This is a genomic window from Mycobacterium sp. (assembly GCF_049278535.1).
Classification (GTDB): domain Bacteria; phylum Actinomycetota; class Actinomycetes; order Mycobacteriales; family Mycobacteriaceae; genus Mycobacterium.
The window spans coordinates 12,916-34,131 of sequence record NZ_JBAPMI010000115.1 but is presented as its reverse complement, the minus strand read 5'-3'; the positions used below and the strand labels follow the sequence as shown (position 1 = coordinate 34,131).

At 65.0% G+C, this 21,216-nt stretch carries 19 protein-coding genes; 10 read left to right on the top strand and 9 right to left on the bottom strand.

The annotated features are described in order from the left end of the window. A partial coding sequence (locus WAO18_RS07495; RefSeq protein ID WP_422205162.1) for an AraC family transcriptional regulator occupies positions 1-451 on the bottom strand: 451 nt, incomplete at its 3' end. A gap of 162 nt (positions 452-613) precedes the next feature. On the opposite strand from WAO18_RS07495, the gene WAO18_RS07490 reads away from it, so the two are divergent. Both WAO18_RS07490 and WAO18_RS07485 read left to right on the top strand, forming a co-directional pair. Continuing rightward, complete coding sequence (locus WAO18_RS07490; RefSeq protein WP_422205155.1) at positions 614-1,264, top strand: HD domain-containing protein; 651 nt, start codon at positions 614-616, stop codon at positions 1,262-1,264. Between the two features lie 17 nt (positions 1,265-1,281). Further along, a complete protein-coding gene (locus WAO18_RS07485) occupies positions 1,282-1,986 on the top strand; it encodes a nitroreductase family protein (protein WP_422205153.1) in 705 nt (234 codons plus the stop codon). Positions 1,987-1,999: 13 nt separating this feature from the next. Here WAO18_RS07485 and WAO18_RS07480 read toward each other — a convergent pair whose 3' ends face one another. Beyond that, complete coding sequence (locus WAO18_RS07480) at positions 2,000-2,740, bottom strand: dienelactone hydrolase family protein (protein WP_422205152.1); 741 nt, start codon at positions 2,738-2,740, stop codon at positions 2,000-2,002. 156 nt (positions 2,741-2,896) lie between these two features. Between WAO18_RS07480 and WAO18_RS07475 the strand changes: the two genes are divergently transcribed. The 3 genes from WAO18_RS07475 to WAO18_RS07465 are packed head-to-tail and all read left to right on the top strand — an operon-like array spanning position 2,897 to position 5,393. Continuing rightward, entirely contained in the window at positions 2,897-3,697 is an 801-nt protein-coding gene (locus tag WAO18_RS07475; protein ID WP_422205161.1) for a thymidylate synthase, read from the top strand. Continuing rightward, entirely contained in the window at positions 3,694-4,179 is a 486-nt protein-coding gene (locus WAO18_RS07470; protein WP_422205151.1) for a dihydrofolate reductase, read from the top strand. Before WAO18_RS07475 ends, WAO18_RS07470 begins: the two co-directional genes overlap by 4 nt. Next, the gene (locus WAO18_RS07465) at positions 4,176-5,393 is read left to right on the top strand and encodes a winged helix-turn-helix domain-containing protein (RefSeq protein WP_422205150.1); all 1,218 of its coding nucleotides are present in this window, start codon (positions 4,176-4,178) and stop codon (positions 5,391-5,393) included. Before WAO18_RS07470 ends, WAO18_RS07465 begins: the two co-directional genes overlap by 4 nt. On the opposite strand, the gene WAO18_RS07460 is transcribed toward WAO18_RS07465, so the two are convergent. The 4 genes from WAO18_RS07460 to WAO18_RS07445 are packed head-to-tail and all read right to left on the bottom strand — an operon-like array spanning position 5,381 to position 12,676. Then, positions 5,381-7,456, bottom strand: coding sequence for an FAD-dependent oxidoreductase (locus tag WAO18_RS07460; protein WP_422205148.1), 2,076 nt, complete (start codon positions 7,454-7,456; stop codon positions 5,381-5,383). The two genes, WAO18_RS07465 and WAO18_RS07460, sit on opposite strands and share 13 nt — an antisense overlap. Continuing rightward, the gene (locus tag WAO18_RS07455) at positions 7,453-10,656 is read right to left on the bottom strand and encodes an ATP-binding protein (RefSeq protein WP_422205146.1); all 3,204 of its coding nucleotides are present in this window, start codon (positions 10,654-10,656) and stop codon (positions 7,453-7,455) included. The genes WAO18_RS07460 and WAO18_RS07455 overlap by 4 nt, the downstream gene beginning before the upstream one ends. Then, positions 10,653-11,174 carry a hypothetical protein gene (locus WAO18_RS07450; protein WP_422205144.1) on the bottom strand — a complete coding sequence of 174 codons (522 nt, stop codon included), beginning with the start codon at positions 11,172-11,174 and terminating at the stop codon, positions 10,653-10,655. Before WAO18_RS07450 ends, WAO18_RS07455 begins: the two co-directional genes overlap by 4 nt. Then, positions 11,171-12,676, bottom strand: a complete 1,506-nt coding sequence (locus tag WAO18_RS07445; protein ID WP_422205143.1) for a hypothetical protein — start codon at positions 12,674-12,676, stop codon at positions 11,171-11,173. Before WAO18_RS07445 ends, WAO18_RS07450 begins: the two co-directional genes overlap by 4 nt. A gap of 117 nt (positions 12,677-12,793) precedes the next feature. Here WAO18_RS07445 and WAO18_RS07440 point away from each other — a divergent pair, with 117 nt between their 5' ends. The 5 genes from WAO18_RS07440 to WAO18_RS07420 all read left to right on the top strand — a co-directional run bounded on the left by WAO18_RS07440 (position 12,794) and on the right by WAO18_RS07420 (position 18,083). Then, positions 12,794-13,519, top strand: a complete 726-nt coding sequence (locus WAO18_RS07440; protein ID WP_422205141.1) for a hypothetical protein — start codon at positions 12,794-12,796, stop codon at positions 13,517-13,519. Further along, positions 13,516-14,568 (top strand): polyprenyl synthetase family protein, encoded by a 1,053-nt coding sequence (locus tag WAO18_RS07435; protein ID WP_422205140.1) that lies wholly within the window; start codon positions 13,516-13,518, stop codon positions 14,566-14,568. Before WAO18_RS07440 ends, WAO18_RS07435 begins: the two co-directional genes overlap by 4 nt. 95 nt (positions 14,569-14,663) lie before the next feature. Beyond that, positions 14,664-15,428 carry an FAD-dependent thymidylate synthase gene (gene thyX / locus WAO18_RS07430; RefSeq protein WP_422205138.1) on the top strand — a complete coding sequence of 255 codons (765 nt, stop codon included), beginning with the start codon at positions 14,664-14,666 and terminating at the stop codon, positions 15,426-15,428. Positions 15,429-15,483: 55 nt separating this feature from the next. Next, positions 15,484-16,386, top strand: coding sequence for a 4-hydroxy-tetrahydrodipicolinate synthase (dapA, locus tag WAO18_RS07425; RefSeq protein ID WP_422205136.1), 903 nt, complete (start codon positions 15,484-15,486; stop codon positions 16,384-16,386). 20 nt (positions 16,387-16,406) lie between these two features. After that, positions 16,407-18,083, top strand: coding sequence for a ribonuclease J (locus tag WAO18_RS07420; protein WP_422205134.1), 1,677 nt, complete (start codon positions 16,407-16,409; stop codon positions 18,081-18,083). 6 nt (positions 18,084-18,089) lie between these two features. On the opposite strand, the gene WAO18_RS07415 is transcribed toward WAO18_RS07420, so the two are convergent. The 3 genes from WAO18_RS07415 to WAO18_RS07405 all read right to left on the bottom strand — a co-directional run bounded on the left by WAO18_RS07415 (position 18,090) and on the right by WAO18_RS07405 (position 21,135). Beyond that, a complete protein-coding gene (locus tag WAO18_RS07415; protein WP_422205133.1) occupies positions 18,090-19,835 on the bottom strand; it encodes a GMC oxidoreductase in 1,746 nt (581 codons plus the stop codon). Further along, positions 19,822-20,619, bottom strand: a complete 798-nt coding sequence (locus WAO18_RS07410) for a gluconate 2-dehydrogenase subunit 3 family protein (RefSeq protein WP_422205132.1) — start codon at positions 20,617-20,619, stop codon at positions 19,822-19,824. Before WAO18_RS07410 ends, WAO18_RS07415 begins: the two co-directional genes overlap by 14 nt. A gap of 66 nt (positions 20,620-20,685) precedes the next feature. Next, positions 20,686-21,135: a hypothetical protein gene (locus tag WAO18_RS07405; RefSeq protein ID WP_422205130.1), complete on the bottom strand. Its 450-nt coding sequence runs from the start codon at positions 21,133-21,135 to the stop codon at positions 20,686-20,688. Positions 21,136-21,216: the final 81 nt, after the last annotated feature.

Sequence of the window (21,216 nt, the reverse complement as noted above, 5' to 3'; positions counted from 1 at the left end):
GGTCGATGCCTGACGACACCCCGGCCGAGGTAAAGACATCGCCGTCGCGGACGAAGATTGCGTCCGGCTCGACGGTGATGTCGGGGAACGCCCGCGCAAACAACCCGACATCATGCCAATGCGTGGTGGCGCGCCGTCCGTTGAGTAGGCCGGCCTGCGCCAGGACGAACGACCCCGTGCAGATCGAGGCCAGCCGCCGGGTCCGGCCCGCGAGCATCCTGACCGCCTCGACGAGCTCGGGATCTATCGCCCGCCTGGGCAAGTGGTCGCTGCCGGCCACCATGACGGTATCGGCGGACTCGATTGACGCAATGGCATCCGTGACTCCCAACCTGGTCCCAATCGAGGTTGTGACGTCGTGACCATTCACCGATGCGATCGCGAGTCGATAGTCCGCGCCGAAGCGGTTGGCTTCCGCGAACACCTCACCCGCTCCGGCGACATCCAACATGGTCACGTCGTCGAAGACGACGATAACCACTACCCGCGACTGCGCGCCGGCTTCAGCCACCGACTCATTGTGTCGCAATTTGTGGGAAAGGCGGCTGGAACGACACCGGTGGACTCAAGGCGTAGCGCCGCAGAATTGGGCTACGAGAAGGAAGGAACGATCATGACCGTTAGATCCCTCGACACCATTGCCGGCATCCGCGTCCCCGATAGCGCGCTGGCGCATGAAGTCACCGAGTTCGTTCGCGACGTCGAAGACGACTTGCTGTTCAACCATTCGAGGCGGGTGTTCTTCTTCGGGGCACTGCAGGGACTGCGCCGCGGACTGCACCCCGACCTCGAATTGCTCTACACCGCAGCGATGTTCCACGACGTCGGCCTGACCGAGCGCTACCGGGCTTCTGCCGCTCGCTTCGAGGTCGACGGCGCCAATGCGGCCCGGGACTTCTTGACAGCCCGCGGCTTCGATGAAGCCGGCGCCGGCACGGTGTGGCTCGGCATCGCGCTGCACACCACTCCCGGCGTGCCCGAATTCCTGGCACCCGAAGTCGCGCTGCTGCAGGCCGGTGTCGAGGTCGATGTGGTCGGTGTCGGGCGCGAGCACTTGGCTCCCGAAGCACTGGCTGCCGTGACCGCCGCCCACCCGCGCCCACAGTTCAAACAACGCATTCTGGCGGCGTTCAACGACGGTATGAAGCACCGTCCGCACACCACCTTCGGCACCATGAACGCCGACGTGCTGGCGCATTTCGACCCCAATTTCAAAGGCGTCGACTTCGTCGACAAGATCCTGAACAACAGCTGGCCCGAATAGCAGAAGGGAGCAGGCAAATGGATATCTATGAAGCGCTGTACACCACCAGAATGATGCGACGGTTGCGGCCCGATCCGATCCCGTTGGACACGCAGGCCCGCATTTTGGATGCGGCCGTTCGTGCCCCCAACGGCGGAAACACCCAGCGCTGGCACTTTCTGGCCGTGGACGATCCGAAACTCATCCGCGAGTTCGCCCAACTGTTCCGGCAGGCCCGCGCCATCGAATACGAGAACTTCAAGGCGGGAACGGGACCGATGGTAACCCCGGCGCCCGGTGCGGACTCGGCCGCTCACGCCGCGACGATGCGCCGAATGAAAGGCTCAGGGAACTACCTGGCCGACCATTTCGAAGAGATCCCACTTCTGCTTTTCGTGTTCGCCATCGACGACCTCGGCGGCGCCAATATCTACCCGGCGATCTGGAGTGCGTTGCTGGCCGCCCGTGCCGAGGGCGTCGGCGGCGTCATGACGATGGTGCTCCGCAATTTCGCGGACAAGGTGAACGACCTATTGGGCGTGCCCGTCGAGGAAGGCTGGAAGATGTCGGCCATGCTCGCGCTCGGCTATCCGCGGGGCAAATGGGGTGTCGCTGCCAATCGGCGTCCCGTGCACGAGGTTTCATCGCGCAACTATTGGAGTGCTCCTTTCGGTGTCGAAGTTCCGCAGCCGCTGTGGCCCTCCCATGACGACGCGGCCACCGACCTGGCCACGGCGGGATGACTCGCCGCTTGAACTAGGCGCTCAGGTTCGCTGCGAAGAACTCCCGTGTCGCCGTCCAGTGCCGCTCGGCGGCGTCGGCGTCGTACGGCCCGTTGTCCGGCACGGCGTACCCGTGTGCGGCGGCATACTTTTCGATCTTGTGCTGAACACCGGCCGCTGTGAGGGCTTTCTCGAGCTGCTCGGCATGGTCGTCGGTGAACGACGCATCGTTCTCCGCCCCGCCCACATAGACCGCGGCCTGCATCTGGTCGGCTCGCAGATGCGGGCTGTCGCTGCCTTCGGTGACCAGCCCGCCGCCATGGAACGACGCCGCAGCCGCGACCCTGTCCGGAACAAGCCCGGCAACGGTCAACGCCGCCCGACCGCCCATGCAGTAACCGGTGATGCCGAATGTGGTGCCGCTGACCTCGGGCCGAGCGGCCAGGTAGTCGAAGTACGCGTTGGCATCGGATGCCCACTTGTCAGGGGTGATGCTGCCGATGAATGACATCAGCCGCTTGCGTTCGTTTTCGTCATTGAATGCGGTCTTCATGTCGAACGGCGCCCAGTCGCCTTGGCGGTAGTAGACGTCGGGCAGCAACACCGCGTAACCGGAATCGGCCAGCTTGGCGGCCATGTCGAAGAAGGTCTGCCGGATTCCGCCGGCGTCGGGAATCATGACCACGCCCGGCCAGGGTCCTTGGCCTTCGGGGGTGAAGAAGCGGACGGGGCAGGAGCCGTCGGGGGTGGTGACGGTGTCAGTGAGGTTCGGCATGTCATCCGTTCTACCCCCGGGTCTGGACGTAATTCAATGGCGTCGACCCGCCGCGCCCGGCGCTTCGCCGCGCTTGCGATCGCCGCTGGGTTGATGGCGTCGACCCGCCGCGCCCGGCGCTTCGCCGCGCTTGCGATCGCCGCTATGGTGAAACGCGTGCCAATCTCGACGCCGTACGAGGACTTACTGCGTCTGGTGCTGGAAAAGGGCACCGCCAAAGCCGACCGCACCGGCACCGGCACTCGCAGCCTTTTCGGTCACCAGCTGCGGTACGACCTCTCCGAGGGCTTCCCGTTGATCACCACCAAGAAGGTGCATCTCAAGTCGTTGGTATACGAGCTGCTGTGGTTTTTGCGCGGCGACTCCAACGTTCGCTGGCTGCAGGAGCGCGGGGTCACGATTTGGGACGAATGGGCAAGCGACACAGGTGATCTCGGTCCAGTATATGGGGTGCAATGGCGATCCTGGCCGACCCCGTCCGGTGAGCACGTCGACCAGATCACCTCGGCGTTGAATTTGCTTCGGACCGATCCGGATTCGCGGCGCATCATCGTGTCCGCGTGGAACGTCGGTCAGATTCCGCAGATGGCGCTGGCGCCGTGCCATGCGCTGTTTCAGTTTTATGTGGCCGACGGCCGACTCAGCTGTCAGCTCTACCAGCGCAGCGCCGATCTGTTCCTGGGGGTGCCGTTCAACATCGCCAGTTATGCGCTGCTGACCCACATGATGGCCGCACAGTCCGGCTTGGATGTCGGCGATTTCGTCTGGACCGGCGGTGACTGCCATATCTATGACAACCACGTCGAGCAGGTCACCGAGCAGCTGAGCCGCGATGCCCGCCCCTATCCGAAACTTGTTCTGGCACAGCGCGACTCAATCTTCGATTACACCTACGACGACATCGTCGTCGAGGATTATGACCCGCACCCCGCGATCAAAGCCCCCGTCGCTGTATGAGTGAGCTCGGGCTGATCTGGGCGCAGTCGACGTCCGGAGTGATCGGGCGCGACGGCGATATCCCTTGGCAAGTTCCCGAGGACCTGACCCGCTTCAAAGAGCTCACCATCGGCCAGACCGTGGTGATGGGGCGGCGCACCTGGGATTCGTTGCCGACGAGGTTCCGGCCGTTGCCGGGACGCAGAAATGTCGTACTCACCCGCCAGACTGATTTCATGGCCGACGGTGCAACGGTGGTACACCGACTTGAGGACGCGCTGACCGACCCGGACACCTGGGTGATCGGCGGCGAACAGATCTACACCCTGGCCTTGGCACTGGCCAGTCGGTGCGAGGTCACCGAGATCGATATCGCTCTGCCGCGCGATGACGGCGATGCCGTAGCCCCGGTGCTCGACGAGATGTGGGTCGGCACCCCGGGAGAATGGCAGACCAGTCGCGCGGGTGTGCGATACCGGTTTCACAGCTACCGCCGCTCGTGAGCACGCTCAGTGCAAGCCAGGCCCGCCGGGTCGCTGTGGCCGCGCAGGGCTTCGCCGAGGCCCGACCCGCTGGGCCGATCAATCGCGCGCACCTGCGTCGGCTGATCTCGCGGATTCAGGTGCTGCAGCTCGACTCGGTGTCGGTCGCGGTACGGGCCCACTATGCACCCGCGTTCAGCCGACTCGGCCCGTACGACCGTGACGTGCTAGACCGTGCCGCCTGGGCGCACAGTGCGCGCTCGCCCCGGCTGCTGGTGGAGTACTGGGCGCACGAGGCCGCACTGATGGCCGTCGACGATTGGCCGCTGCTGCGCTGGCGGATGCGCCAATACCGGCATGGCCGATGGGGCACCCACATCGTGAAAGCCAATCCCCAACTCGCCGACAAGATCGTCGCTGCCGTCGCGGAGATCGGGCCGAGTACCGCCGGCCAGATCGAGGAGCATCTGGCCACCGCGCCGCGGGGCCCGAGGGGAGCCTGGTGGGGAAGCCGCAGCGACACCAAGTGGGTGGCCGAGGCGTTGTTCGCCGCCGGCACCCTCACCACATCGACCCGGGTCGGGTTCGCCCGGCATTACGACCTGAGCGAGCGCGTCCTGCCGGCCGAGGTCATGGCCCGCGAGGTCGATGAAGACGAGGCGCTCCGAGAGCTGACGCTGCGGGCCGCCACCGCGCTGGGAGTGGCCACCGAGGCGGACATCCGCGACTACTTCCGGCTGGCCGCCGGGCAGGCCAAGCCGGCGATCGCCAAGCTGGTCGCCGACGGCGAGCTCGAGCCGGTGAACGTCGACGGCTGGTCGGCTCCGGCGTATCTGCGTGCGGGACAGACGATTCCGCGGCGCGACCGCGGCACCGCCCTGTTGTGCCCCTTCGACCCGCTGATCTTCTTCCGTCCACGGATAGAGCGGCTGTTCGGATTTCACTATCGGATCGAGATCTACACACCCGCCAACAAGCGGCAATACGGTTACTACGTATGGCCGTTTCTGCTCGACGGCGAGTTAGTGGGTCGGGTCGACCTCAAGGCCGATCGCTCCGCGGACGCCTTGCACGTGGTGGGCGCGTTCGTCGAGGACGATCGTTCGCCGTCGCGGGTGGCCGGAGCGCTCGCCGGTGAGTTGCAGGTGATGGCGGGCTGGTTGGGATTGGCCGGTGTGACGGTGGGCCGACGTGGCAATCTTGCCGGTGCGCTGCGATCGGCTCAGGGCATATAGAGACCGCGAATGCGGTGAAAGCGGTGCCGGCCGAGTACGGCGTTGGCGGCTTGCAGCCCCGACATCACCGCCGCCTCGATGCAGCCGGCGTTCATGGCGCAGTCTGTCCAGTCGCCGGCCAGAATCAGGTTGTCGTAACCACTTTCGTCGGGCCGCAGCCGATAGCGCTCTGTGCCGGGAACTGACTGCACATATCGATCCGAGGGATCGACGTTGACGCTGACGTGCTGAGTGTCCAGCGCCGCGCGGCCGCGCTCACCGTTGACGCCACTGAGCAGATGCCAGTCGAACCCGCCATCGGTGACCGCATTGGGAAAGAACGGCCGAAGGTTTTTGTCGATGTAGGAGGCGGCTTGCTCGTGCACTTCTTGCTGGTAGCGGTGCAAGTAGTCAGCACCTGAATCCGCCGTCGGCCAGGCCGCATTCAAGGTGCCGCAGAAGTAGGCGACGGTACCGGGCCGATCGTGCTCGGGCCAATCCTCGCTCCACAGTGTCTGCGGCATCGACGCCCAGGTCTCGAACGGGCGAAGGTAGGCGCTGATCGTCACGGCCGGCTCGTGCCATCCCAACGTGGGTTCGTCTGGGCGAAGCCAGATCTGAAACGCCTGGGTAGCCACCGTGCGAACGCGAGATGTCATCTCCCGCCACTCAATTCGATCGTCGATCAGCTCGTCGGCGACGATCGGAAGCATGCCCACCGAAACGGCCAGCACCACGTGGTCGAAGTCGACGCCGCGGCGCAGCAGCCGAGTCTCCGCGTCGGTGCGATCGGACCAATGGGTCTCCAGCGATTGCCAACCACCGTCGGGGATCTGACCGTCGGCAAGTTGGTCGGCAAGCGGCACACTCGGAAACACCGGCAGCCCGCGTACCGTGGTCAACGGCTCGTAGCTGGTGAGCCCGTCGGCGAGGCGGACCTGTCGGCCCATCGTGATCGAGTCGATCGCAAGATGTTGGTCATCGAGATGCAGCGCGTCGAGGCGGTGGAAGAACTCGAACTCGACACCGCGCCGTCGCAGCGCCTGGTACAGCGGGGCGATCACGATGTCGCCCATGCCGGCGGTCATCTTCCAGAAGATTGCGCCTTTGTATTGGAACAGCGCCAAGGCGGTCAGGAAGATGGCTTGCCCGGCACCGAACGACGGTCGCTGCGGGTCGGCATCCTCGTAGGCGAAGACCAAGTCGTACAGGCCGCGAACCAACGCGAAGTCCAGGACGTCGGGATGCGCTCCGTGGCGTAAAAGCCATGCGTTGTAATCCTCGTCGTTGATCGCCCGGAAGCCGCGCGGATCGGTCACCAGGTTGTCGGCGAGGATCCCGCGGATCACAGCCACCATCATTGACAGCAGCTGCCACGACCGCCGGTGGTCGGGGCGCCGTTCGTAATCGAGGGCTTCGCGCACGGCGTCGACCGCGTCGTCGATCACCGCGTTCAACCTGGGCTTCGCGTTCTGTGGATCGGCGAGCGCGAGCAGAGCGGCCATCGCAGCGCATTGCACCGCGTCGACCCACCGCGAGATGGGTGCCGGCTCAGCGGATGTCGAGAGCTCCAGCCCGACAGGTGATGCGCCGCGCTGGGATTCGGCAAAGTCGCGCACCAATCGCACGGCACGACGGGTGAAATCTAGGACCGTCATCTCCCGGCCGGTGGCGTCTGGTTCGCCGGGAAGCCCGTCGTTGCGGGTGAATGTTCCTAGCCACATCACCCAGTCGCTGCCGAATCGGTCGGCCAAGCCCAGATTGTCGCCGGGAATCAGCGCTTGATCCCAGGTCTTGATCGGCGCGGTGGGATCGGTTGTAGAGCGGTCGATTTCGGCGTAGCACTCGCGGAGCATCCCAAACGCGTTCTCGTAGTAGCCCAGCCAGATATGCAGCCCGTGCTCTTCGATCCGTCCGTGCGTCCCGCGGCTGGACGCACCCTTGCCGCCGAGCCGCCAGCCGCGCTGGTAGACGGTGATGGAGTCGAAGCGGTCACGCCAGCCCGGCTCGCTCAGTCGCCAGGCGGCACTTAGCCCTGCCATGCCACCGCCGAGAATGACGACTTTGCCCCCCGGCCGGCTCACCCCAGTAATGTCCGCGCTCGGATTAGCTCCGGCCACTCGCTGTCGGCGTCAAACCGGCTCACCGCTCCGGTCAGCCCGTCTCTGGCCGGTTCACCGCGCAACTCGAAATCATCTAGAGCGGCTCGTAATTCAAAGATGAACGCCTGCTGTTCACGCGCAGTGTTGATGGCGGCCCGCAGGTCTGCGTCACGTCCGCCGGTGTTCGTGGCCGTGTGGGCGCGTAGACGCAACAGCTCGGCACGGTAGAAATTCACACCGGTCTCGTCGCCGAGTTGCAATGCAATGTCGAGACGTTCGCGCGCCTCGGCGGGTTTGCCCGCAGCGGCGAGCAGTCGCGCGAGTACCGCGTCGTAGAACGATACGAACAACTTCGCCTCCGCCGCGCGCCAGCTTTGCACGGTGATCATCATCATTGCGATGTAGGTCTGCAGCTGGGCAGGATCAGGTTTGCCGGCCGAAAGCGCGGCCAGCCCGCTGACCGCGATCTCCTGTGCGCCTGCCATCAGAACCCAGAAGTCGAAACCGTGCCGTGTCGCATCGGCCTTGAGCTGTCCAGCGATCTCGGCGGCGCGGTCGAGCTGGCCTGACTCGATGCGAACCCAGATCTCGTAGCAGCGTTCGTAGGCGTGGCTGAACGGTCCCTGCGGGAAGCTCAGGGCCCCCGCACGGCTGGCGGCCTCAGCGAGCTGATCTTCGGCGCCCCTGAAGTCGCCCTGGACGAACCGTGCCAGCGCTAGATGCGTGTGCATTGACGCGACAGGCTCATTCGGAACGAACCACACCGATCCGCCGTCGGGACGAGTAAGGGTTTCGACCCCGGATATACCCTCCTCGAGCAACTTTCGCGCATCAGCGAAGTTTCCGCTGTACCAGGCCACCATTCCGTAGGCGGTGTTGTTCAGGCGCCGGAACCAGCGACGGTCGGTGGGTATCTGGCGACGGATGGAATCCGAGACCTGAGTTGTCCGGCGGAGGTCTCCGCGCGGCAGGTAGTAGGCCCATAGCGCGGTCAGGGTAGCGACGAGGTCGGCCTCACGCAGGTCGGTGCCGGCCAGCGCCAGACAGCGCTCGAAGTCTGCCGCAGCTTGCGAGCTCGCGGTTCCTTCCGCGGCTGACGCGAGGAACCCCCGGCGGAGCCGGAGGCGGACTTCCCGCCGGTCCCGCGCGGCCCCGGGCCCCGCCCGCTCGATCTGCGCGATGGCACGGGTTAGGCAGGCCCGGGCTTCGTCGAGCGCGCCGCGGCGCCGGGCATCATGTGCAGCCTGCTGGTGCGCGTTTGCGGCCTCGTCGAAGCGTTCGGCGTGCTCGTAGTGTAGGGCGACCAGGTGCCAGTCGGGATGGTCCGAGTCGCCGACAAGCGCATCGGCGACTCGGCTGTGCAGGATGCGGCGCACGCTCGGCGGCGGTAGCTCGTAGGCGACTTCGCGCAGCAACTGATGCCGAAATCGCCAGCTGTCCATCGTCGTCGGTTCGAAAACAAGCGCGTTTTCCAGATCTCGGACGGCATCGTCGAAATCGGATCCCGTCATGTCGAGCACGCTTCGCAGGGTGTCGCGATCGAATTCTCGCCCGATCGTCGCCGCGGCCTCGACGACCTGGATGGTGACGTCGCTGGCCCGAAGACGGGCAAACAGTGGCTCATAGAGCGCATCCGGCACCCGCGCCCACCGTGCGCCATCGCTGGGCTGCTCATGGAGTTTGGCAACTACTTCTTCGATATACAGCGGCAGTCCGTCGCAGCGGCGCTGTACCTCGGCCCGCTCGTCAGCGGACAACGACGGATCGAGCGCGGTAACCAGCTCATCGGTTTCTGCCGGAGTCAACGTTGAAAGGTGAAAGGTCTTGAGCTCGGAGATGTTTGGCAGGTACCTGGCCTCGCGGCCGGTGAGGACCACAAGCAGCCGCCCGGTGCTGGCGCGCAGCAGTGACTCGACAACGCGCAGTGTCGACGGATCGAACCACTGCAGATCCTCGGCCAGGATCACTGCGGGGCTGTCGCCGACGCAGGCGATCAGGTATCGCTGGATCGCTTTCGCGATCAGTCGAGATAGCTTGGCGCCCTCGGCGCGAACGGGTTCGTAACCGTGGTCGGCGGAGATGCCCAACACCAGTGCCAGCAGTGGAACTGAGGATTCCGGCTCGAACCCGTGCGCCCGCACCTGCTCGTCCAGCAGCCTCAACCGTTCAGCCTGCTCGGTCGTCCGCTCGATCCCACATCGATGCTCGAGCAGAGCCCGAATCGGATACAGGCCGACATCGCTGTGAAATGGGGATCCGATCAGCGCAAGAACCGGGTTACCGGATTGCTCGGCGATGTCGGCGGCCACCGTGGCCAAGCGACTTTTTCCGACGCCGGCTTCGCCGACGAATCCGACACCGGGGGTGGTCAGTTCGCCGCTGCAGGCCAGCGCCCAACTGGCCTGCAGGTGTTCCAATTCGGGCTGTCGGCCGACCAGCGGGCCCAGCGGTATGCGGGACCAGCTGAGGCGTTCACCGCCGACCAGATAGTGCTCGACGGGCTCGTCGATACCTTTGACCGCTTGCGCCGTCTTCTCCTCGAGTTCGAAGAAGGCCTGCGCCAGCGGCGCGATGGTGCCGGAGACCACAACGCCTCCTGGCGGCGCCAGCCCGGAGACTCGGGAGGCCAGGTTGGCGCCGAGGCCGTATACGTCGTCCTGCTCGACATCGAGATAGACCAGACCGCGGTGGATTCCGGCGCGCACCGAGATCTCGAAGCCGAATCTCGCTCGCACCTGCGTGCTGAGCCGGGCCACCTCACGGGTGATGTCCAAACCGGCCTGCACTGCCCGTCGCACATCGTTCTCGTGGGCTTTCGGGTGACCGAACACCGCAAGGAGCCCGTCCCCCTTAGTGGAGAAGACGTGGCCTTCGTAGCGGTTCACGATGTCATTGACCTGCTGGCGGTAGCGCCCAATGACAGTGCGATAGATCTCCGGTTCGATGCGGGTAGACAGCGCGGTCGAATCCACCACATCGGCGAAAAGTATTGTCAGCCGCCGCAATTCGCCGGTGCCCGCCGCCGGGGTGGCAAGCAGGTCCTCGGCATCGCGGTTACCGCTGTCGACCGCAAGCACCTGATGGGCCAGCGCGCTCGCGGTCGCGCGGTCACCGCTGTTGATTGCTTGCACTGCACGATCGAGCAATTGGTCGATCGTGCGAGGAGGCCCTGACGTGCTCACAGGTCGATTGTGCGGGTTACCTCGACGGAATGCGCTTTGGCGGTCCCGATCTGGGTCAGCCGAATCTGTCCCTGATAGCTGCCGCTGCGCAGGTCGGGCCAGCTGACCGTGACCCGAAACTTACTCTCGCCCCGCGGCAGGACAGCCGTCGAGAAGGCGACAAAAGCGTTCGGGATCACGCATGCCGGTTCGCCGACCTTGACGAAACTCTTCGACACGGAAAGCGCTCTCTCGCAGCTGTTGTCGACCCCGACCTCGATAAAGTCGGAAAGCCCGTAGCCTTCGGTCGCCGTCGGTAGGCAGGGGTAAGGATAGGGAATCATTGACGGGACCAGCTTGAGACCCGTGGTCAGCGCCAGATCGAACAATTGACTCGCCGACTTCGCCCACTTCTCGAAGGTGAATGTCCCGTTGCTGACCTCGGCGTTGGCGTCCAGCACGATCTTGCCCGCTTGATCGACGACATGGCGCGAGGTTGCCGTGTACTGGTTAGCGCGCGCTTGTGGATCGGTGGTCACTTGTCACCTCCAGCTGCCGGGTTTCGCAGCCGCTCCAGAAAGCGCAATGGGTCAGTCGCCAGCCTGGCCGCGAATTCGGCGTTGAGAGTGATCATCTCGGCGACTGGCACCGTTCCGGTGGCCCACTTGGCGGCGACGGCCGCGCTCTTTTCGGACATGTCCTCGATGTACTCGTTGACCATCTCGACGGCCAGCTCGACAGCTCGACGACTGGTATCTGGTTCGGTAGTCGGCGGCGTCTGCGGCGCTTTATCTTTGGGCCGCCCGGGACCCTTGGCCGGTGGCTCCGTCGACGCTGTCCAGCCGGTCCAGCCGGTCGAGTTTTTTCTGTGGCTCTCGACACCGTCGAGGATCATGTCGATGCCCTGATCACCGTATCCCATCGAGCAGGCGAGAACGCCCCACGGCGTCAGCAGCGAGTTGCTAAAGCCAACAACCTTTCTGGTGCGTATCCGCACGCCGAGTTTAGCCGGATCCTTGGTGAGGTCGGTCGACGTCATCCTGATGAAGCCCTCGTCAACCACGATCAGCCCGTCGCCGTGTGCGCCGTTGGCAGGGTCGTCATCGAGCGCGTAATCAAGGCATGCTGTAGGCGGCTGATCCTTCTCATCCGACTTGTCGGTTTTCCAATACTTCAGCGGAGTCTTCATGTGCGTCGGGGCAATCGGGCAAGTGAGGCTGACCTGCTCGAGTACCCGGCTCCAGCCGTCGTCGCGTTCTTTTCTTCCGTCCATCCGACAGAAGAAGGTCGAGAGGCATATGGCCCAGTTCACCGGATCGATGACGTCCTTCAATTCGTTGAGCGAGACTGTGGTGCTGCTGAATTCGGTGGTAAGCACCAGACAGGGTTGACCGCGCACGACCATGAACTTCGGCTGGCACAGCGGCACCATGGCCACCTTGTCGTCGATCATCCCCTTGCTTGCGGCGATTTCGATGACTTTCGGGTATCCGTCGCGAGAGTTGAGATTGAGCCGCAGGTGGTCGAGCAGGCCGCCTTTAAGGCCGCGGACCAGGCCGAGTGCTCGGTCGAGCTGTTGTTCCCACGAGTCGCCCAACACGTTCTGTAGATACCAGCCGGGCAGCTGACTGAGCGTCGCGATGGCGTACACCATTCGCGCCTTTTGGACCGTGGACAGCCGCCTCAGTTCTTCGGACGGAGTCGGCGGGGTTCCGCTCATGGCCGCCACCGCGGCTGTAGCGGGCTGCTTTTTGGCGGCCTTTGTCCTGGCCGCCTGCGGGGCGGGCTCGGGCGCTGTCACCTGGCCCTGCAGGACCAACAACGCCTGCCCCAAATCCGGGACGTTCGCGTTGCCGGTGAAGTGGCCTTCGCGGTGTCCCAGAAATACCAGGAGTTGTTCGTACCATCCCGCGTTGCTGCCGGGAAGATAGCGCGCCACGGTGGCTTCGATGTCAGCATTGCCGGTGCCGACCGCTTGATCGAGTGCGCCGTAAAGCGCGAGCAGAGCTTGAGCAGGCGTCGGATCGTCGGTCGTCGCCATTGGTCCTCCCGCTAGCGGTTTGCCCAGGTAGCATACCGTCGCACTGATTGATTTACAGGGTTAACTCACGGGCTATTGCTCTTTAGCGCAATACGGCCGACTCTGCGGGAGGCATCGTTGACCAATCGGGGGTTCAACGACGACGGCACCATTGACGATTTACCGTGGGCGTCCGTCTTCGACCCGGCCGCGAATGCGCGGGCACTCAGCGCGATCCAGGCCGAGGGGTTTCGTGCGGCCAGTCGGATCGTCGACCGATTCGTCCGGGCGGTGGGATCGAACCCCGGCGGGGGAGCCGCGGCCGTGCCGTCGGACACAGCCGTAACCAACGGCAACGCTGCAGTGGACGACAACGGCGCTGTGAACGGCAACGGTGCGGTCGATGGCATCGCGGAATTCGAGCGGCTGACCCGGGCATGGTGGTCGATGACCGGGCAGTTCCTGCTTCGGTCGATCCCAGCTACCGCCAAGACCGGCGGCGAGCCGGTGAGTCTGGACGTCGGTGACCCCGGCGCCAAGCATAGCGTGAACTTCGATGTGGCAGTGGGAGATTCGGCCAGCTGCGAGGTGTGGCTGCACAACAGGGGGCCTGACGATCGCGGCGATGTCCGGTTGCACGCCAGCGATCTTCTCAGTCACGACGGCAACGTCATCGCCGGCGCCGCGCTGCGAATCGACACCGCAGTGGTGCCGATGCCCGCGCGCTCCAGCCGCGGTGTGACGATCGCGATCGACGTTGCCGCCGACGTCCGCCCCGGCGTCTACCGGGGCACCTTGCTGGCAAGCGGCAACCCTGACCTGTGGCTTCCTGTGGCGCTCACCGTCCGACTGCCGAGCACATGACGAGCACCGCCGACCGCGCCGCGCTAGTGACGGTGGTCGATCAGCGTCTGCGCGCGGTCGCCAAGCAGGTCCGCCGATCCATGCTCGACGCGATGCCGGACGGCGAGCCCAGCCAATGGCTCTATGCGCCGATGCGCGAATATCCGTCGCGACCTGGGAAGGCGTTGCGCCCCGCGCTGTGCCTGTCGGCCGGCCGGGCATTCGGCGCCGACCCGAACGAACTACTTGGCCTGGCGGTAGCTATCGAGATGCTGCACAACGCCTTTCTGGTGCACGACGACATTGCTGACGGCAGCGAAATGCGCCGTAACAGACCGACATTGGCCGCCACGCACGGGGTGGCCGCTGCGCTGAACGCCGGCGATGCGCTGGCTGTGGTCGCCGGACAGGTCTTGCGGCGGGCCACCCGGCGGCTCGACCGCGATCTCGCCGATTTGGTGTGGGCCGAATTCGACACGATGGCGATGCGCACCCTCGAGGGACAGGCGACCGAGGTGGGCTGGCAGCGCGACAACGTCGAAGACTTGCGGCCGGAAGACTATCTGCATCTGATCATGCACAAGACGTGTTGGTACACCACGATTCATCCGCTGCGGGTCGGCGCGATCGTCGGCTCAGGCGGCACCGCCGAACTCGGTCCGCTGGTGCGGTTCGGCTTCCACTTCGGTGCCGCATTCCAAATCCGTGATGACCTGTTGAACCTGGTGGGCGACGAACAGCTCTACGGCAAGGAGATTTTGGGCGACCTTTACGAGGGCAAGCGGACGCTGCCGCTCGTCCATCTGCTGTCCGAGGCGCAAGGTAGCGACCGGGAATTGGTTCGCGATTATCTGCTCCGCAGCCGCGCCCAGCGATCGCCCGAGCTGGTGCACCGGGTGCGCGCGCTGATGGACGAATACGGAAGCATCGAATACACCAGCGAATACGCCGAGGGCATTCTGCTGGTCGCCGAAGAGTATTTCGAGCACGCCTTCGCCGACGCCGAACCGGGGCCGGATCTCGATTTCCTGCGAGCGCTGGTGCCCTACGTCTGGGCCCGCTGGCGCTGACGCTCCGGCTAGGCCCGATTGCCCGCCTCGCCCCCTCGCCGCTCCGCGGCTGGGAGGTGCACCCACTGCATCGTCGCCGGGCTAGGGTGTTCGCCGTGGCCGAGACCGCGCCGTTGCACGTGCAGCTGATCGCCAAGACCGACTTCGTCGCGCCGCCCGACGTGCCGTGGAGCACCGACGCGGACGGCGGCCAGGCGCTGGTCGAGTTCGCCGGGCGGGCCTGCTACCAGAGCTGGTCCAAGCCCAACCCCAAGACCGCGACCAACGCCGGATATCTGCGGCACATCATCGACGTCGGCCATTTCTCGGTGCTCGAGCACGCGAGTGTGTCGTTTTACATCACCGGCATCTCGCGGTCGTGCACCCACGAATTGATCAGGCATCGCCACTTCTCCTATTCGCAGCTTTCCCAGCGCTACGTGCCGGAGAACGAGTCGCAGATCGTGGTGCCGCCCGGCATGGAAGACGACGACGAACTGCGTCGCATCCTGGCCGAGGCCGCCGATGCCAGCCGGGCTACCTATGCTGAGCTGCTGAGCAGGCTGGAAGCCAAGTTCGCAGCGGGTCAGCCGACCGCAAAGGTCAGCGCCCTGCGCCGCAAACAGGCACGTCAGGCCGCGCGCGCGGTACTGCCCAACTCCACCGAGACCCGCATCGTCGTCACCGGTAACTACCGTGCCTGGCGGCATTTCATCGCGATGCGGGCCAGTGAGCATGCCGATGTGGAAATCCGGCGGCTGGCCATCGCGGTTCTTCGGCAGCTGGCCGACGTCGCCCCGGCGGTCTTCGGTGACTTCCAGATCTCCGCGCTGGCCGACGGAACCTCGGTGGCTACGAGTCCGCTGGCCACCGAGGCCTGAGCAAAGCGCGCTGCGGTGCCAAATGGGGTTGCCGCCGCCAGGTAATCTGAGGTCCGTGAGCACCGGCGGATTCGACGTTTACGCGCGCTTGGGCACGCTGCTGACCGCCATGGTGACGCCGTTCGGCCCGGACGGCTCCCTGGATATGCCGGCCGCGGCCCGACTGGCCAATCATCTCGTCGACGCTGGCTGCGATGGCCTGGTCATTTCCGGCACCACCTGCGAATCGCCGACCACCACCGATGCCGAGAAGCTCACGCTGCTGCGGACCGTGCTTGAAGCAGTGGGGGACCGCGCCAGCGTCATCGCCGGCGCGGGGACATACGACACCGCGCACAGCATCCACTTGGCCAAGGCCTGCGCTGCCGAGGGCGCGCATGGCCTACTCGTCGTCACGCCGTACTACTCACGTCCACCGCAATCCGGCCTGGTCGCACACTTCACCGCAGTCGCCGACGCAACCCCGCTGCCCGTGCTGCTCTACGACATCCCGCCGCGCTCGGTGGTACCTATCGAATTCGAGACGCTGCGGATTCTGGCGGCGCATCCGAACATCGTCGGGGTCAAAGACGCCAAGGGCGATCTGCATGCCGGCGCGCAGTTGATAGCCGAGGCGGGTCTGGCCTACTACTCCGGCGACGACGCTTTGAACCTGCCCTGGCTCGCGATGGGCGCCACCGGTTTCATCAGCGTGATCTCCCACATTGCGGCAGGTCAGCTTCGAGACCTGTTGTCCGCCTTCGCTTCCGGCGATGTCACCACTGCGAGGAAAATCAACGTGGCGATCGCACCGCTGAGCAACGCGATGAGCCGGTTGGGCGGCGTGACACTGTCCAAGGCGGGATTACGTCTGCAGGGCATCGAGGTCGGCGACCCGCGGCTGCCACAGATGGCCGCCACAGCCGAGCAGGTCGAGGCGCTGGCTGCCGATATGCGTGCAGCCTCGGTGCTCAGGTGAGCCGGAAAGGCGGCTAGCAGGTGGATGTAGACCTTCAACCGCCAGGTCCGTTGACCACGGGTGGTTTGCGGGTGACCGCGCTGGGCGGAATCAGCGAAATCGGCCGCAACATGACGGTTTTCGAGCATCTGGGCCGATTGCTCATCATCGACTGCGGGGTGATGTTTCCCACCCACGACGAACCGGGCGTCGATCTGATCCTGCCTGATCTTCGTCACATCGAACACCGGCTCGACGATGTCGAAGCACTCGTGCTGACGCACGCACACGAAGACCACATCGGCGCGATCCCGTTCCTGCTCAAGCTGCGTCCTGATATTCCGGTGGTCGGCTCGAAGTTCACTTTGGCCCTGGTGGCCGCGAAATGCCGTGAGCACCGGGTGAAGCCGGTGTTCATCGAAGTAGCCGAGGGGATGCGTACCACGCACGGCGTATTCGAGTGCGAATTCTTCGCGGTCAACCATTCCATCCCGGATGCGTTAGCGATAGCGGTGCGCTCCGGTGCCGGAACCGTGCTGCACACCGGTGACATCAAGCTCGACCAACTGCCGCTCGACGGCCGGCCGACCGATCTGGCGGGTATGTCCAGGCTCGGCGACGCCGGCGTGGACCTGTTCCTGTGCGATTCCACCAACGCCGAGATACCGGGGGTCGGCCCGTCCGAGAGCGAAGTCGGGCCGACGCTGCACCGGCTGATCCGGGGCGCCCATGGCCGTGTGATCGTCGCGTGCTTTGCCTCCAATGTGGATCGGGTGCAACAGATCATCGATTCCGCGACCGCGTTGGGCCGACGGGTGTCGTTCGTCGGGCGTTCCATGGTGCGCAACATGGGAATCGCGCGCGACCTCGGGTTTCTGACCGTCGCCGAGTCCGATCTCGTCGATATCGGCGCCGCGGAGATGATGTCGCCCGACCAGGTGGTGCTGATCACCACCGGCACGCAGGGTGAGCCGATGTCGGCGCTGTCGCGGATGTCGCGCGGCGAGCATCGCAGCATCACGTTGACCGCCGAGGATCTCATCATCTTGTCGTCCTCGTTGATACCCGGCAACGAAGAGGCCGTGTACGGCGTCATCGACGAGCTGGCCAAAATTGGTGCCCGTGTCGTCACCAATCAACAAGTTCGCGTGCATGTTTCGGGTCACGCCTACTCCGGTGAGTTGCTGTTCCTCTACAACGGGATTCGCCCCCGCAACGTCATGCCGGTACACGGCACCTGGCGGATGCTGCGGGCGAACGCCAAGCTCGCCGCGAGTACCGGGGTGCCCGAGGAATCGATCGTGCTGGCCGAGAACGGTGTCAGCGTCGATCTGGTGGGCGGTGCGGTGCGGATCGCCGGAGCGGTGCCGGTCGGCAAGATGTTCGTCGACGGGTTGATCACCGGCGACGTCGGCGATATCACGCTGGGTGAACGGCTCATCCTGTCATCGGGTTTCGTCGCGTTGACGGTGGTTCTGCAGCGCGGGACCGGGAAGCTGGCGGCTCCGCCACAACTGCATTCGCGGGGCTTTTCCGAAGATCCCAAGGCGCTGGAGCCCGCCGTCCGAAGGGTTGAGGCCGAATTGGAATCGCTTGCGGCTGAAAAAGTCACCGATCCGGCACGGATTGCACAGGCGGTCCGCCGCACGGTCGGCAAGTGGGTGGGGGAGACGTATCGTCGTCAGCCGATGATCGTGCCGACCGTCATCGAAGTCTGAACGGCGTCAGCCAACTCCCACCGCAGCGGGGGAGGCTGCGGGGTACCGCCTGCCGGTGATCCCACGTGCGATCCGCAGCGCGACCGCCATGATCGTGTTGGTTGGGTTAGAGCCGCCGGAGGTGGCGAACACGCTGCCGTCGCAACAGAACACGTTGTCCATCTGGTGCATTCGTCCGTCCCCGTCGACGACGCTCGTCATCGGGTTCACGCCCATCTGCATCCCGCCCATCGTGTGCAGGCCGGTCGGAGGCGCGGTGCCGCCGAAAGAATTCGCGGTGCTCTGCGCTACGGCGGCATACAGCTGTGCGCCGGATGCCCCGCACATCGCGGACACCAACGGTATGAAGAACTCCTGCGAGACCCGTTCGAACCTTCCGATCTTGTAGGTGATCCGGGGTGCCGGCTGCCCGTTGAGATCTTTGATAGTCGGGTCGAGAGTGACGTTGTTGGTCAGGTATGGCATGTCGGTGGCGAAACAATCGACGCCGGCGAGCCGGTCGCGCAGCAGTGAGGCGCGCATCAGCTCCTTGAACGAGCGGCCGAAAAACTGCACACCCGGCAGAAACCCGAGGATCTCTTGATAGAACTTGCCCTCCGCGATCGGGTTCTGGCTGCCCCCGAGCTCGCACAGGCCGGCACGGATGTAGGGCAGCCCGCGCAGCCGGGCGAAGACCCGAGCTCCGGGGTAGTCCGGATCGTTGAAGTCGAACACGACTTGCGTGCACGATCGACCGCGGTAGGCGTGCACGCGCTGGTTGAGGAAGATAGCGAAGCCGTCGTAGAAGTTTTGAAACATGATCCGTTTGCCGATGCGCGCGTAGGGATCTGGCAAGTTGGACAGCAGTGCCAAGCGTGGCGTCAAGACCGCCGAGCAGGCCAGCACAACCACGTCGGCGCTCTCCCCACCGGCATTGCCCGCTGCGTCGACAAAGGAAACGCCGGTGGCCCGCCGACCGGTGTAGTGGACCTGGGTGACGGTTGTCTGTGGTCGCAACCGCACTCGTCCGGTGTGCAGCGCCCGCCGCAGCATGATGAGGTTGCCCGGCTTCGCGGAGACCGGGCACCCGTAGCCCGAGCAGAATCCGCAGTTGTTGCACGCCGGGGAGCCGTTGTAGGGGACCGAATTGGCTGCCATCGGGAAGTAAAATGGATGCAGCCCAAGGCGTTTGGCCCCCGCGGCAAGCAGCTTAGACGAGCGCATCTGTGCCCCTGGCGGCATCGGGTAGGGCCTCAACTGCGGCTGGTGCCGCTGTACGAATGCCGGTATCGAAGCGACATCGCCTTGCACCCCGATCATCGTCTCCACCTCGTCGTAATAGGGTGCGAGCTCGCTGTACTCGAACGGCCAATCCGCGATGTCCGCGCCGGGCACCGGGCCGAGCAGCGACAATCCCTTGAAGTCGATGTCCCACATTCGGGTGACCTTCACGTCCGAATGCGGAAATGCGCCGCCGACCTGGTTGGGCAGATCGTTGACGTCGCCGACATAGGTGTTGGCCGCGTTTTGGCCGGCGGTTTGGCGGAACGTGCGCGGGTAGGCCAGCGGGTCGGGCTGCTCGAAGTAGCGGTATTGCGACTTCAGCTCGTCGTTCGAGAACACCGTCGGAAACGGCCCCTGCCCTTCGATATTGGAGTAGTAGTTGGGCCCCATCTCGAATACCACGACGTCCCAGCCGGCTTCCGCGAGTTCCATCGCCATTACCGACCCGCCCGGACCGGAACCGACGATGATCGCTCTACCCGCCGGCATTAACGCCGCCCTTTCCCCCCATTTTGGCGATGGCCTGCGCCCACCCACCCTGCACCAACATGCCGATGATTCCGCTTTGTGACAACGTATCCCCTTGGGGTGCTTCGACTTCGGCGTCGGTGTAGCCGCGCGGCTCGATGTCCCCGGGCCAGGCGATGTCCTGCCAACCAACAAGGTTCGCGTTACCGCCGTACTCCGGGACCGAGTACATCCCCTCGATGGCATGCCCGAACAGCAATTGAGTGAACGACAATGCCTGGCCATGTCTCAGAATGCTGTCCTGGTTCTTCTGCGCAGCGGTGGTGAAGTCTCCGCCGGCCAGCTGGTCGAGTAGCGCGATGCCATTGGTGTACTGGCTACGCAGGTCGGCGACTCGCTGTTGCCAGGCGAAGTTCTGGGCACGGTCAAGCGGGACGAAATTGGCCATGAAGTCCTCGGAGCCGCCGGCGCGGTTGCTCCACGGGCCACCGGCGTGCACCCTCGGCGGTGAGAATGCAAACGGCGCCAGCATGATGTCGATGTAGCGCACCACGTTCGCTTCGTGCGCCCCGGGAGTGGTTTCCTTCGGGTCGTCTTCCGGGCCGGGGATCAAGCGGCGGGTCGCGGCGTCGAGCACCGCGGCCTGGTGCACTGAGAGGTACACATAGGGCATGTCGGCCGACGCTGGCGGAAGGACGCCGCCCACCATAATGGCCAGCGGCAGCATGGTCAGCCCGCCAAGCACCGCGCGCCGGGACACCGGCGCCGACGAGCCAGATTCTTCGGCGGCCTCGTCGCTGACCACGGGCAAAAGTATGACCTGGATCCGGAACCGGTCAGCGGAACGCCCGCGTCCGGCGTGTCGGACCGGCTATCTGGTTGTGCGGTTGCGGCCGATCCCGCTGGGGGCGGCGTACATCACCTCGGCGATCAGATCGAACAGTAAACCGGCGAAAGGCGCGACCTGACTACGAGCCAGGATGAGCTGCTGGCGAAGTGGGGACACCGCCGTGAAATCACCACCGGCCAATTCGTCGAGGAGCGCGATACCGCTGCAGTACCGGTCGCGAAGTTCGGCGACCCGCTGTCGTAGCGATCCCACCGCAGCAAGGCCGCCGGGTGCGACGCGGAACACCGATAGCAGTCGATCCACGAACATGGTCACGTGGAGTTCGTGCGGATCGTCTTCGGGCTCGAGATCCAGACGACGTGACGCGGCATCGAGTACCGCCGCCTGATGAGGCGACAGGAATCGGTACGCCGGCTCGGCAGATGCCCCCGGCGGTACGCCCAGTAGCGGGACAGCCTCGTCGCTGGCCACGTATCAAGTATGACGCCGAGAAGTGTCATTCCCCGGGAACGCCCACGTCACGGTGTGTCGCGGCGGTCCCTGCCGCCGCTC